Annotated in this window: 10 protein-coding genes; 8 read left to right on the top strand and 2 right to left on the bottom strand. The window is 71.0% G+C overall.

Going from position 1 to position 13568, the window contains the following annotated elements; translation table 11 throughout:
- Window positions 1-62: 62 nt before the first annotated feature.
- From ACWDRW_RS28700 to ACWDRW_RS28690, 3 genes are all read left to right on the top strand, one after another.
- Window positions 63-1022 (top strand): SCO0930 family lipoprotein, encoded by a 960-nt coding sequence (locus ACWDRW_RS28700; protein ID WP_451727557.1) that lies wholly within the window; start codon window positions 63-65, stop codon window positions 1020-1022.
- Between the two features lie 309 nt (window positions 1023-1331).
- On the top strand, window positions 1332-2144 hold the full coding sequence (locus ACWDRW_RS28695) for an SAM-dependent methyltransferase (RefSeq protein ID WP_451727554.1): 813 nt from the start codon (window positions 1332-1334) through the stop codon (window positions 2142-2144).
- Window positions 2141-4276: a putative bifunctional diguanylate cyclase/phosphodiesterase gene (locus ACWDRW_RS28690; RefSeq protein WP_451727552.1), complete on the top strand. Its 2136-nt coding sequence runs from the start codon at window positions 2141-2143 to the stop codon at window positions 4274-4276. The genes ACWDRW_RS28695 and ACWDRW_RS28690 overlap by 4 nt, the downstream gene beginning before the upstream one ends.
- Before the next feature lie 4 nt (window positions 4277-4280).
- On the opposite strand, the gene ACWDRW_RS28685 is transcribed toward ACWDRW_RS28690, so the two are convergent.
- Both ACWDRW_RS28685 and ACWDRW_RS28680 read right to left on the bottom strand, forming a co-directional pair.
- Window positions 4281-7013: a hypothetical protein gene (locus tag ACWDRW_RS28685; protein WP_451727549.1), complete on the bottom strand. Its 2733-nt coding sequence runs from the start codon at window positions 7011-7013 to the stop codon at window positions 4281-4283.
- A gap of 74 nt (window positions 7014-7087) precedes the next feature.
- Window positions 7088-7972, bottom strand: a complete 885-nt coding sequence (locus tag ACWDRW_RS28680; RefSeq protein WP_451727547.1) for a LysR family transcriptional regulator — start codon at window positions 7970-7972, stop codon at window positions 7088-7090.
- Window positions 7973-8093: 121 nt separating this feature from the next.
- Between ACWDRW_RS28680 and ACWDRW_RS28675 the strand changes: the two genes are divergently transcribed.
- The 5 genes from ACWDRW_RS28675 to ACWDRW_RS28655 all read left to right on the top strand — a co-directional run bounded on the left by ACWDRW_RS28675 (window position 8094) and on the right by ACWDRW_RS28655 (window position 13493).
- Entirely contained in the window at window positions 8094-8765 is a 672-nt protein-coding gene (locus ACWDRW_RS28675; RefSeq protein ID WP_451727545.1) for a succinate dehydrogenase, read from the top strand.
- Between the two features lies 1 nt (window position 8766).
- The gene (locus ACWDRW_RS28670) at window positions 8767-10713 is read left to right on the top strand and encodes a fumarate reductase/succinate dehydrogenase flavoprotein subunit (RefSeq protein WP_451727542.1); all 1947 of its coding nucleotides are present in this window, start codon (window positions 8767-8769) and stop codon (window positions 10711-10713) included.
- Window positions 10710-11459, top strand: a complete 750-nt coding sequence (locus ACWDRW_RS28665; RefSeq protein ID WP_451727539.1) for a succinate dehydrogenase/fumarate reductase iron-sulfur subunit — start codon at window positions 10710-10712, stop codon at window positions 11457-11459. Before ACWDRW_RS28670 ends, ACWDRW_RS28665 begins: the two co-directional genes overlap by 4 nt.
- A 104-nt stretch (window positions 11460-11563) precedes the next feature.
- Window positions 11564-12589, top strand: a complete 1026-nt coding sequence (locus ACWDRW_RS28660) for a hypothetical protein (RefSeq protein WP_451727536.1) — start codon at window positions 11564-11566, stop codon at window positions 12587-12589.
- A 130-nt stretch (window positions 12590-12719) separates the two neighbouring features.
- Window positions 12720-13493 carry a GNAT family N-acetyltransferase gene (locus ACWDRW_RS28655; protein WP_451727533.1) on the top strand — a complete coding sequence of 258 codons (774 nt, stop codon included), beginning with the start codon at window positions 12720-12722 and terminating at the stop codon, window positions 13491-13493.
- Window positions 13494-13568 lie beyond the last annotated feature (75 nt).

The raw sequence follows: 13568 nt of genomic DNA, 5'->3' as shown, positions 1-13568 counted from the left end.
CCAGTGTCGTGCGGCGGCGCAGAAGGGCGCTGCAACACCCTTGTGATAATGGGGAGTTGACGATGAAGACCTCGTGGCGGAGCGCCTCGCTCGTGGTGAGCGCCGTGGCGGTGCTGGCGCTGACTACGGCGTGCGGTTCGGAGAGCACCCCGCCGGCGAGCCAGAACGTCGGTGCGACGGCCGCGGCCGGAGACTACGGAACCGCGGGCACGGGCCTGGGCGCCGGAGCCGAGTCCGGCACCGCCGGAACCGGCGCGCAGGGTGCGGCGACCCAGACCACCCCGGCGGGTGAGCTTTCCGTGTCCACCAACGCCGAACTCGGTCAGGTGCTGACCGACAGCGCCGGACTCACCCTCTACCGTTTCGACAAGGACACCGCGGAACCGCCGAAGACCAACTGCGAGGGCGACTGTGCCACCGCCTGGCCGCCGGTTCCCGCGGACGACGCGAGCGCTGGTGCCGGTGTGGACAAGTCGCAGCTCGGCGAGGTCACCCGGGCCGACGGCACCAAGCAGCTGACGATCGGCGGCTGGCCGGCGTACCGCTATGCCAAGGACGTCAACGCGGGCGACACCAAGGGCCAGGGCGTGGGCGGCACCTGGTACGCGCTGGCGCCCGACGGCAAGAAGGCCAAGGCGGCGGCGGACCAGCCCGGCCTGTCCACCCGTCAGGACCCCGAGCTCGGTGAGATCGTCGTCGACAAGAACGGCATGACGGTCTACCGCTTCATGAAGGACGAGGCCTGGCCGAAGCCGGTCTCCAACTGCACCGACGCCTGCCTGGAGAAGTGGCCCGCCGTGGCGCCCGTCGACTTCGGCGACACCAAGGGCATCCAGAAGAAGGGCTACATGACCTTCGCCCGGCAGGACGGCAAGGGCGAGCAGCAGACCATCAACTGCTGGCCCATCTACACCTTCGCCGGTGACAAGGCTCCCGGTGACACCAACGGTCAGGGCGTCGGCGGCACCTGGTACGCCGTGGCCCCCGACGGAAAGCCGGTCGGCGCGCCGGAAAAGGAGTAGGAGGCGAGAGCCCAGCGAGTGCCGGACGAACGGTCAGCGCGCTCGACCCAGGTCCACCCCCTTCGCACCGCACGGAGGGGGTGGACCTGTGTGCGGTGCCGGTCCAACTCTTCGTCCCGTTCCGCATGATTCGGAACTCTGTGGAATGCTTCGACTGCATTTCGTAGCGGAATCACGGCCGCCGAATTCGGCACGTGCCGCAGGCAGTGACCGGGAACGGATGGTCAATTTCCGTTTCGGCTCGCTCCTTTGGCAGGCGATCAGTAGCCTCAGCTCGAACACTGGATCGCCTGAGCCTTGGAGAGGTAGATGGAGCGTCCCGCCTGGGCCCCCCGGAGCATCGACATCACGGTGCCGAGCGTCTCCCGAATCTACGACTACTACCTGGGCGGTTCGCACAACTTCGAGGTCGACCGGGAAGCCGCGCGCAAGGCCATGGAGTTCATGCCGGGACTTCCCAAGATCATGCAGGCGAACCGGGCGTTCATGCGCCGCGCGGTGCGTTACGCGGCCGCCGAGGGGATCACCCAGTTCCTCGACATCGGCTCCGGCATCCCGACCTTCGGCAATGTCCACGAGGTGGCCCGGGCGGCGGCACCCGGCGCGCACGTGGTCTACGTCGACCACGACCCGGTCGCCGTCGCGCACAGCCAGGTGGTGCTGGACGGCGACGAGCACACCGACGTCGTAGCGGCCGATCTGCGCAAGCCCCAGGAGATTCTGTCGAGCCTTCAGGTCGAGCGGCTCATCGACCTGAACCGTCCGGTGGCCCTGCTGCTCGTTGCCATACTGCACTTCGTGGAAGACACGGACGACCCGTACGGGGCGGTGGCCGAACTGCGCGACGCGCTCGCGCCCGGCAGCCTGCTGATCCTGACGCATGCCTCGTACGAGGGAATCCCGCTCTCCGCGGACCGGGCCGAGGGCACGGTGGGCGTATACAAGGACATTCGCAACCCGCTGATCATGCGCTCGCGCGAGGAGATCGCGCGGTTCTTCGAGGGGTACGACATGGTGGAACCCGGACTGGTGTCGATGCCGCGGTGGCGGCCGGACACCGCACCGGAGGAGGAGGATCCATGGGCCTTCTCCGGTTACGCGGGCGTGGGGCGTACGGCGTGAGCGCGGAGCCGGACGGGCCGGAGGACAGACTGCGCCGGTTCGCGACGATCTGGAGCCGGGCCGTGTTCCCGGTGACCTCCACGTCGTCGACCCGGCCCGAGCTGGAGGAGCAACTGCTGCCGCTCGCGCGGCGGTTGAGCCAGGCGCTGGTCGCCAGAGCCTTCGACGCCGACGCGGGCCGCGCGGTGGGCGCCGCCCTCGTGACGGCGCACTGCACCGACCCGGAGGCGCTCAGCCGCAGCCTCGACTGCGTCGACGCCTACCTCGTGCTGTACTGCGGCCATGGCGGCGCCCAGGAGGATCTGCGGGCCCGCAGCGCCCGGCTCCAGCACGCCATGGCCGCGGGGTACGCGCAGGCGCTGCGCGAACGGACGCTGGCCGAGCAGGAGGCGATCTCCGTGGCGGCCCTCCAGGCGCAGGGCGTGGTGGCGCAGGCGCTGCACGCCAGCGAGGCCCGCTTCCGCGCGGTCTTCGAGGGCGCCGCCATAGGGATCGGCATCGCCGACCTCGCGGGCAACATACTGCAGGTCAACGGCGCCCTGGTGCGCATGTTCGGCGGTGCCGAGCACCTGGTGCGCGGCCGTAACGTCATGGAGTGGACGCACCCCGAGGACGCGCCGCAGGTCTGGAAGCTCTACGAGGAGCTGGTGCGCGGCGAGCGCGAGCACTACCACGTGGAGAAGGCGTTCTACCGCCCCGACGGAACGGTCCTGTGGACCAATCTGACGGTCTCCCTGCTGCGGGACGCCGACGGCAACCCCGAGTACCAGCTCGCGCTCATGGAGGACACCACCGAGCGGCGGCTGCTCAACCTCCGGCTGCGGTACGAGGCCACGCACGACGCGCTCACCGGGCTGCCCAACCGCACGCTGTTCTTCGAGCGCCTGGAGAAGGCGCTGTGCGCGGGCGAGGGCCAGCGGTTCGGGTTGTGCTACCTCGACCTGGACGGCTTCAAGACCATCAACGACAGCCTGGGTCACGCGGCCGGCGACCGGCTGCTGGTGGAGGTCGCCGACCGGCTCCAGGCCTGCGCGACCGCGCCCGGCGAGATGGTCGCCCGGCTCGGCGGCGACGAGTTCGTGGCGCTGACCACCGGACCCGACACCCAGCGCGAGGTGGACGAGCTGGCCGCCCGCATCATGAACGCGCTGATCGCCCCGATCAGCGTCGACGGCCGGGAGCTGACCGTGCGCGGCAGCATCGGCATCGTCGAGGGCCCGGCGGGCGAGCGCAGCCCCGCGGAGGTGCTGCGCAGCGCCGACATCACGATGTACCGGGCCAAGTCGGCGGGCGGCAACCGCTTCGAGCTGGCCGACCCGGAGGCGGACGCGCGCGCGATCACCCGGCACGGGCTGACGACGGCGCTGCCGACCGCCCTGGACCGGGGCGAGTTCTTCATCGAGTACCAGCCGCTGGTCCACCTCGGCGACGGCAGCGTCCGTGGGGCGGAGGCGCTGGTGCGGTGGCTGCACCCGCAGCACGGCGTCCTCGGTCCGGACCGGTTCATCCCGCTCGCCGAGCACACGGGACTGATCGTTCCGCTCGGCCGCTGGGTGCTGGAGCAGTCGGTGCGCCAGGCCCGGGACTGGCGGGACCGGCACGCGGACGCGGGCCCGCTGCGGATCAACGTCAACCTCTCGCCGTGCCAGCTCACGCATCCCGGTCTGGTGCAGGACACGGTCGACATCCTGGAACGCGAGGGCGTGGACCCCGACGCGCTCTGTCTGGAGGTCACGGAGTCGGCGCTGATCGGCGCGGACGACGACCTGCTGAAGCCGCTGCGCCGCCTCGCCGAGATGGGCGTGGACATCGCCCTGGACGACTTCGGCACCGGCTACTCCAACCTCGCCAACCTGCGCCGCCTGCCGGTGAGCATCCTCAAGCTGGACCGCTCCTTCACCCAGAGCATGCAGCAGTTCCCGGCGGACCCCGTCGACCTCAAGATCGTCGAGGGGATCGTTTCCCTCGCCCACAGCCTGAACCTCGCCGTGACGGTGGAGGGCGTCGAGACAGGAGCGCAGGCCGAACAGCTCCGCATACTCGGCTGCGACACGGCCCAGGGCTGGTACTACGCCCGCCCGGGCCCACCGGAGCGCCTGCACGAACTGGCCCTGGTGGACGCGACGGGCTGAGCTCTTACCGGGCGTTCGTGGCCGTGGGCGACGGCAGGCTCGGGGGCACCTCTGGTGCGGTGAGGTCCCCAGCCCAGGAGGAGGCCAGCACGGTGACCGCAGCGGCCACGGCCGCCACGAGCACCGTGCTGACCGGCGCCGCGAGCGACGACAGTCGGCGGAAGTTGCGCACGTGCCCCCACAGCAGGTCGGCGCGGTGGATGAGCCTGATCTCCCAGTACAGGGCGAGGCCGAGGGCCATGACCGCGCTCTGGGCGAGCAGCAGGCACACGGTCAGCGCGGTCTGGTCGAAGGGGAGTCGCAGCCGGGGCCAGAGCAGCAGGAGCTGTACCGGCGCCATGACGGCCCACAGCCAGCCGGCCTTGGACACAGGTCCGCGCCCGCGGATCCAGGGATACAGATAGCCGTAGACGAATCCGTGGGCGAGCCACACCCAGGTCGCGGCGCCCGCCACGGTCACCGCTTCGGGGAGGCCGCTGTAGCCACGGCCGTGCCAGGCGGGCCACGCGGTCCACGGCGCGGTGAGCAGCCCGGAGACGAGCGCTGCCACAACGCCATTGGCCCAGGCGGCCGTTCCGCCGGATCCGCCTAGGGCGGCGGCGCGCAGCCGGGCGGCCTCGCGGGCGGCGTCGGGGGCCGTAGGCGCGCGCAGGCTGTGCCACCGCTGCTGCCACTCCTCGGGGGTGACCGCGGCGTCGGCGAGGGTGCCCCGGGAGGCGGTGAGGAAGCGGTGGCGGCCTTCGGCGAACAGGAGGGCGCGGGCGAGGGAGTTGACGAGGCGGGCATGCGCAGCGCCCGTCAACGCGTGCAGGCGGGTGGCACGTTGCTCGCGCTCGGCGGGCAGCAGGATGCGGGCTCCGAGCCATACGACCGCCAGGGCGGCGGCCGTCGTCCAGTGCGGCAGCCAGACTTCCGGGTCGCCGGCGAGCGGAGCGAGGGCGGCGAGGAGGAGCAGAGCCGTGCAGCTTGAGTGGGCGGAGGCGCCCCAGTGACCCGGTGAGGCACCTGCGCGCCGCAGTTGGGCTAGCAGGACGATGGCGCAGGTGAGCCAGATGACCTGGAACGCGGGAGCGATGACGCGGATGCCGCCGACGAAGCTCTCCGCGGGCCACTGGCCGGTCAGTTGGACGAGCAGCGGGAAGGACGGCGGATGGGCGTAGTCGGCGTCCACGTACGGCGTCCACCAAGGCAGCAGGGCCGACACGAGCAGGGGGAGAAGCGCAATGCGGACCGCCTTGGGCACCTGCGGGACGACGAGCAGGAGCAGTGCCGTCACCCAGGGCGTCAGTAGGAGGTATGTCAGCGGCCAGGACGCGAGGCCGGGGTGGAAGGGCACTGCGGTGCTCTCGTCCCACCGCAGCTCCAGCGCCACCGGGACGAACTCGAGGGCGACCGAGGCCGCCACCCCCGCGAAGACCGCCGCGGCGAGAGCGGACGCCCAGGTCCGTACCGCCGCACCGGCAAGGACCGCCGCGAGGAGCACCGCGCCCGCGGCCGCCGACGCGGCGAGCGCGCAGGCCACCGTGGGCCAGGTCCACAGTGGGCCGCCCAGGAGCCTGGAGGCGACCAGCAGAGCGGCTGCGGGCAGGACGAGGGCGAGCACATGCCGCAGGGGCGGCGGTCTGTCGGTCCGTACGAGACGCTCCCCACAGACGGCGAGCAGGGGCAGGGCGAACAACAGCGTGCCGAGGAGTACGCCCTGGAACCTGAGCTCGAACGGAGTGCCGTTGGCGGGCATGTTGTAGGCCCAGTACCTGGTCGCGGCGCGCAGCCAGTACAGCTCCTCCCAGTCCCAGATGATGAGGTCCCACACCAGCAGGGCGAGGGCCGTGCAGGCGAGCAGCGTGGCGCCGAGGGCGAGAAACCGCCGCAGAGCACGGGAGCCGAAGCTCAGCAGCGCGGCGACCGCGACGGCCACTGCCGCCCCCAGGGAGAGCGCGCCCTTGAGCCCTGTGACGGTCACGGCGTCAGCGTCAGCGTCCGCGTCCTGCTCCTCGTACGTCGGGTTGTATGTCACCGCCACGAACTCCGGCCTGGCCTTTGCCGACATGAGGAAGTGGACCGATTCGGTGGTCTGGACGGCGGGTCTGCCCTTGAAACTGATACCCCAAGGGGCGGGGGCCTCCAGGCTCCACGTCCATCGGCCGTGTGGGAATGCCACCTTGCGTCCGTCACGGTCCAGGACGTCGTTCCCGAAGCTGTATTGCAGAGTGTTGGCGGGGAAGACATCGGCCTCGGACCGTGCAGTCGTGCGCTCGGCCGTCACGGTCACGGTCCCGTCCTCGGGATTCTGGCTCAACCGACACCACCGGGGTCCGCCCTCGTAGGACTCGTCGAAGTCGTCGGATCTGTTGCTCGACTCCTCTCCGCCCGGCACAACGGCGATCACCTTCTCGATGAAGGAAGGGTCGATGCGCAGCTCGTCGACGAGCGGGTCCGTGGGCTTCAGTGCCAGGCGGTATCGGGTAGTGAGCGCCCACTCACCGTCCCTGTCATGGTGCAGTCGTACGGAGATCTCGCCGCTGCTGCCTCGGCCCGGACGGGCCCGGTCAGCTTCCGAAGCGTCCAACTCGCCGGACGGCTGCCCCGCACGCTCCAGCCTCAGCCGTTCGTTGGCCGCGATGACGGCGTGCGCTCCCCGGTCCCACCGCTGAAGACCCCACAACCAGCACCCGACGACGACCCCCACGGTCACCAGCACCCCGGCAACCCGCACGCCCCGCCACACCCCCGGCATCGGTTCCCCCCTCCGCGCCCGCCGCGCCAGGGTAGGGCCGGGTGCCCCGCGCCGGGGAGGGGTTCACCTCGGGTTTACCGCTCCAGCAGCATCCGCTGAAGCTCCCGAGCCGCCCGCGGCGGAGCCACGTCGCTCCTGTGGGCCAAGGCGATCGTGCGGTGCAGGCCGGGGCGGGTCAGGGGGGTGACGCGCAGGCCCCGGCCCGCGCGGGCCGCCACCATGCGGGGGACCACCGCCACCCCCAGGCCCGCGCGGGCGAAGCCCAGGACCGCGTCCATCTCGCCGCCCTCGACCGCGAAGGCCGGCTCGAAGCCCTCCGCCCTGCACGCGGCGACCGTCAGTTCGCGCAGGTCGTAGCCGTGGCGGAACATCACCAGGCGTTCGCCCTCCAGGTCCGCGATGCGGACCGAGCGGCCGCCCCGGCCCGGCCTCGGGGCGTCGGGGGAGGAGACCACCACCAGGTCCTCGCGGAGCAGCTCCACCGTCGCCAGGGCCGGGGACGGGGTGGGGAGGGGGAGGACCACCAGGGCCAGGTCCAGGGCGCCTCGGGCCAGCTCCCGCACCAGGTCGTGCGAGCCGCCCTCCTCGATCAGCAGGCGGATGCCGGGGTAGCGGTCGTGGAAGGCGCGCAGGACGTCGGGGAGCAGGCCCGTGCAGAGGCTGGGGGTCGCACCGAGGCGGACCCGACCGCTGCGCAACTGGACCAGCTCCTGGACTTCGAGCCGCGCTGTATCCGCGTCGGCCAGGATGCGCCGGGCCAGCGGCAGCAGGGCCTCGCCCGCGTCGGTGAGCGTGATGTTGCCGCGAGCCCGCAGGAACAGGTCCGCGCCGAGCTCCCGCTCGAGGGACTTGATCTGCTGCGACAGGGACGGCTGCGCCACGTGGACCAGGTCGGCGGCCCGGGTGAAGTGCCGGGTCTCGGCGACCGCCACGAAGTACTGGAGCTGCTGGAACTGCATGGCACCCACGATAGACGTTGGCTATGGAAACGAGCCGGAGGATGTCTTGGACCGATCGGGCTCCCGCCCTCTAACTTCTAGTGACATGGCTCTGGCAACGCGGACGGACCGACGACCGTCCATGGCACGTACGGTGTGGAACAGCTCCGTCGGCAAGAAGACCGTGATGGCGGTCAGCGGGCTGATCATGCTGTCGTATCTCGTCGTGCACATGATGGGAAACCTGAAGATCTTCTTCGGGGCCGGTGAGTTCAACGAGTACGCGCACTGGCTGCGGACGGTCGGCGAGCCGTTCATGCACTACGAGTGGACGCTCTGGCTCGTCCGGATCGTGCTCGTGGTCGCGGTGATCGCGCACGGCGTCTCCGCGTACCAGCTCAGCCGCCGCGACATCAAGGCGCGGCCCAACAAGTACGTGCACAGGAAGCCGCGGGCGAGCTACGCCACCCGCACGATGCGCTGGGGCGGGATCATCCTCGCCCTGTTCATCGTCTGGCACATCCTCGACCTGACGACCGGGACCGTGCACTCGGGCGGCTTCGAGGAGGGACGCCCGTACCAGAACGTGATCGACACCTTCTCCACCTGGTACGGCAACGTCATCTACATCGTCGCGGTGCTCGCCGTCGGCATGCACATCCGGCACGGTTTCTGGAGCGCCGCCCAGACCCTGGGTGTCGGCAGCCGCACCCGCGACCGCGCCCTGAAGACCGTCGCCAACGTTCTCGCGCTTGTGCTCACGTGCGGCTTCCTCGCCGTCCCCGTGGGCGTCATGACCGGAGTGGTGAGCTGAGATGACCTACACCGACTACCGGACCGGTGAGCCGGTCGCCGACTCCAAGGCGCCCAAGGGCCCGGTCAACGAGCGCTGGGACAAGCGCCGTTTCGAGGCCAAGCTGGTCAACCCCGCCAACCGGCGCAAGCACACGGTGATCGTCGTGGGCACCGGCCTGGCCGGCGGCTCGGCCGGCGCCACCCTCGCCGAACAGGGCTACCACGTCGTCCAGTTCTGCTATCAGGACTCCCCGCGCCGGGCCCACTCCATCGCCGCGCAGGGCGGCATCAACGCCGCCAAGAACTACCGCAACGACGGCGACTCGGTGCACCGCCTGTTCTACGACACCGTCAAGGGCGGCGACTTCCGGGCCCGCGAGTCCAACGTCCACCGGCTCGCGCAGATCTCCGTCGAGATCATCGACCAGTGCGTCGCGCAGGGCGTGCCCTTCGCCCGCGAGTACGGCGGTCTCCTCGACACCCGCTCCTTCGGCGGCGTCCAGGTCTCCCGGACCTTCTACGCCCGCGGCCAGACGGGCCAGCAGCTCCTCCTCGGCGCGTACCAGGCGCTCAGCAGGCAGATCGCCGCGGGGAACGTCGAGATGCACCCCCGTACCGAGATGCTCGACCTGATCGTCGTCGACGGCCGGGCTCGCGGGATCGTCGCCCGGGATCTCATCACCGGCAAGATCGACACCTACTTCGCCGACGCGGTCGTCCTGGCCAGCGGTGGTTACGGCAACGTCTTCTACCTGTCGACGAACGCCATGAACTCCAACGCCACCGCCGTGTGGCGGGCCCACCGGCGCGGCGCCTACTTCGCCAACCCCTGCTTCACGCAGATCCACCCGACCTGCATCCCGCGCACCGGCGACCACCAGTCCAAGCTGACGCTGATGAGCGAGTCGCTGCGCAACGACGGCCGGATCTGGGTGCCGAAGGCCAAGGGCGACGACCGTCCCGCGAACAAGATCCCCGAGGACGAGCGCGACTACTACCTGGAGCGCATCTACCCGTCCTTCGGCAACCTCGTGCCCCGCGACATCGCCTCCCGGGCCGCGAAGAACGTCTGCGACGAGGGCCGCGGTGTCGGCCCCGGCGGCCAGGGCGTCTACCTCGACTTCGCGGACGCGATCAAGAGGATGGGTCGGAAGGCGGTGGAGGCCAAGTACGGCAACCTCTTCGACATGTACCAGCGGATCACCGACGAGGATCCGTACCAGGTACCGATGCGGATCTACCCCGCCGTGCACTACACGATGGGCGGCCTGTGGGTCGACTACGACCTCCAGACCACGATCCCGGGCCTGTTCGCGGTCGGCGAGGCCAACTTCTCCGACCACGGCGCCAACCGGCTCGGCGCCTCCGCGCTGATGCAGGGCCTGGCCGACGGCTACTTCGTCCTGCCGGCCACCATCAACGACTACCTCGCCAGGAACCCGCACCAGGACGCGGTGACCGACGAACACCCCGCGGTCCAGGAGGTGCTGGCCGAGACCGAGGACCGGATCAACCTCCTGCTCTCGGTGGACGGCGACCGCACCCCCGACTCCTTCCACCGCGAAGTCGGCGAGCTGATGTGGGAGTTCTGCGGCATGGCCCGCAGCGACGCCGGGCTGCGCAAGGCGCTGGAGCGCATTCCGCAGATCCGCGAGGAGTTCTGGCGGCGGATCAAGGTGCCCGGCACCGGCGAGGAGTTCAACCAGTCGCTGGAGAAGGCCAACCGCGTCGTCGACTACCTGGAGCTCGCCGAGCTGATGTGCCTCGACGCACTGCACCGCGAGGAGTCCTGCGGCGGTCACTTCCGCGAGGAGTCGCAGACCCCCGACGGCGAGGCCGCCCGCAAGGACGACGAGTTCTCCTACGCGGCCGCCTGGGAGTTCACCGGGACCGGCGAGGCCCCGACCCTGCACAAGGAAGACCTGGTCTTCGAGTACGTCCACCCCACTCAGCGGAGCTACGCATGAAGCTCACCCTGCGCGTCTGGCGGCAGAAGAACGCCGACGCCGACGGCGCCATGTCCACGTACGAGGTGGACGGCATCTCCTCCGACATGTCGTTCCTGGAGATGCTCGACACCCTCAACGAGGAGCTCATCCTCAAGGGCGAGGACCCGGTCGCGTTCGACCACGACTGCCGTGAGGGCATCTGCGGCGCGTGTTCGCTCGTGATCAACGGCGACGCGCACGGTCCTGAGCGGACGACCACGTGTCAGCTGCACATGCGGTCCTTCAAGGACGGCGACACGATCGACATCGAACCGTGGCGGGCGTCGGCCTTCCCGGTGATCAAGGACCTGGTGGTGGACCGCTCGGCGTTCGACCGGATCATCCAGGCCGGCGGCTACATCACCGCGCCCACCGGGGCCGCTCCGGAGGCGCACGCCACACCGGTGCCGAAGCCGGACGCCGACTTCGCCTTCGAGCACGCCGAGTGCATCGGGTGCGGGGCCTGCGTGGCCGCGTGTCCGAACGGCGCGGCGATGCTGTTCACCTCCGCCAAGGTCAACCACCTGAACGTGCTGCCGCAGGGCGCTCCCGAGCGGGAGACGCGGGTGCTGGACATGGTGGCGCAGATGGACGACGAGGGCTTCGGCGGGTGCACGCTGACGGGCGAGTGCGCCACGGCCTGCCCCAAGGGGATCCCGCTGGTCTCCATCACGAGCATGAACAAGGAGTGGCTGCGGGCCACCCGGAAGGCCGGGAAGCGGTAGCCGTACCGCACCAGTGAACGTTCGCCGAGACCGTGCGGACGAGCGGGGCCGGGAGGGTGCTCCCCGGCCCCGCTTCGCTTGTCCGGGCTCGATAGGCTGCGCACATGATCTTCGCAAGTCAGCGTCAGGAGCGGTTCATTGACGCCGTCGGCCGGTTCGAGGCCGCCGTGCGCGAGCAGGAACCGGACCGGGCGGAACAGGCGTTCCACGAGATGTACCGGAGCTTCCAGGACGCGGGACCGCAGGAGGTCGCCCAGGCCGCCCCGCGCCTGGCCGCGCTGCTGCCCCAGGTGCCCCCGGGGCCTCGCGGCACCGTGGCCGTGATCGTCGGCGCCTGCGTGGAACGCGGCGCGGACCCCGGGCCCTGCGCGCCGTACGTCTTCGTGGAGCTGGCCGAGACCCTCGCCGACGCGGGGGAGTTCTGTGAACGCTGGGCCGAGACCGGCGGCGGGGACTTCCCCGAGCCGGAGCCCGGCGAGGTGGATCCGGCGCTCTTCGAACGGGTCGGACCGGAGGCGGCCCTGGCCTGGCTGTCGATGCCGCAGTGGGAGATGGCGTCCCTCGCGATGCTCAACCACCCGGCCGTGCGTACGGCGCTGGACGGCTCGCTGCGCGCCCGGCTGCTGCGGGCGGTGCGGGCCGTGGCGGAGGCGTCGGGCCACGAGTTCAAGTGTCTGACGTACGCCCTGCTCGTCCTCGACGACGAGCCGCTGGTCGTGCTGCACCGGCCCACCGGCACCGGCTACCGGATGCGGATGAGCGGCATCGGCGACAACTTCCAGCTGCACACCCTGCTCGCGGACGTCCTCGTCGGCGGCGGCCACGTGCCCGGCCGGGCCCCGTCCCCGCAGGAGGCGGCGGTGTGCCGCGACGCGCCGGGGCAGGTGCACACCGTGGGGTCGTTCAACCTGGTGACGCCCGGCGGAGAGTGGGTGTGGAACGAGGGCACGCCGGCCGACATACCGGTCGTCGACGGCGTGCGCCTGCTCGTCCTCGACCCGCCGCCCTACGAGCGCAGCTGGCCCTCGGGCCGGTTCTTCCCCCACATGACCGGCGACCTCGTCCTGGAGCGGGTGCTGGACGCCGCGGAGACGCGTTACCGGCTGGAGGGTTGCGAGCCGCCCAAGTGACGGTGTCCTGACCGTTCCGTTCAACAAGCTCACATCCGCGCTCCTGGCGATGGTCACGCGGACGACGCCCGGCGTCGGAAGAACTGTTCCGGCCGCTCAATCGTCCCCGGCCCGTGACCAGGAGAGAGCCATGAACGGCGTTTCCACGCTCGACCGCCCCCCGCAGCCGGCGGCCCCCACCCGCTACACCGTCAGCGTCGCCCGCACCGAGGACGACGTACGGGCCGCGCAGCGGCTGCGTCACGACGTCTTCGCCGGCGAGATGGGCGCCCTCCTGTCCACCCCGCAGCCGGGGCACGACATCGACGCCTTCGACGCGTACTGCGACCACCTGCTGGTCCGCGACACGATCAGCGACCAGGTCGTCGGCACCTACCGGCTGCTGCCCCCGGACCGCGCCGCGGTCGCCGGGCGGCTCTACTCCGAGGGCGAGTTCGACCTCGCCCCGCTCGACCCGATCCGCCCGGGCCTGGTCGAGGTCGGCCGCTCCTGCGTCCACCCCGACCACCGTGACGGCGCCGTGATCGGCCTGATCTGGGCCGGGATCGCGCGGTACATGGTCGAGGGCGGCCACGAGTGGCTGGCCGGCTGCTGCTCCATCCCGCTCGCGGACGGCGGTGCCCTCGCGGCGGGCACCTGGGACCGGGTGCGGGACAAGCACCTGGCGCCCGAGGAGTACCGGGTCCGTCCGCTGCTGCCCTGGAACGCCGAGGGCTCGGCCCGTCCCGAAGGGCGCACGCAACTGCCCCCGCTGCTGCGCGGCTACCTCCGCCTCGGCGCCTGGGTGTGCGCGGAGCCGGCCCACGACCCGGACTTCGGGGTCGCCGACCTGTACGTGCTGCTGTCGATGCGCCGGGTCAACGCGCGCTATCTGAAGCACTTCCTCTCGCTCGTCCCGGTCTGATGAGCCTGTCGCGCACGGTGCCCGCGGGCGGGCGCGTCCTGGCCCGGCGGCGCGCTCTCGGTCGGTTCCATTCCC

Source organism: Streptomyces sp. NPDC003635 (genome assembly GCF_053587635.1).
The sequence above is the reverse complement of the archived record's forward strand: the minus strand, read 5'-3'. Positions and strand labels throughout refer to the sequence as shown.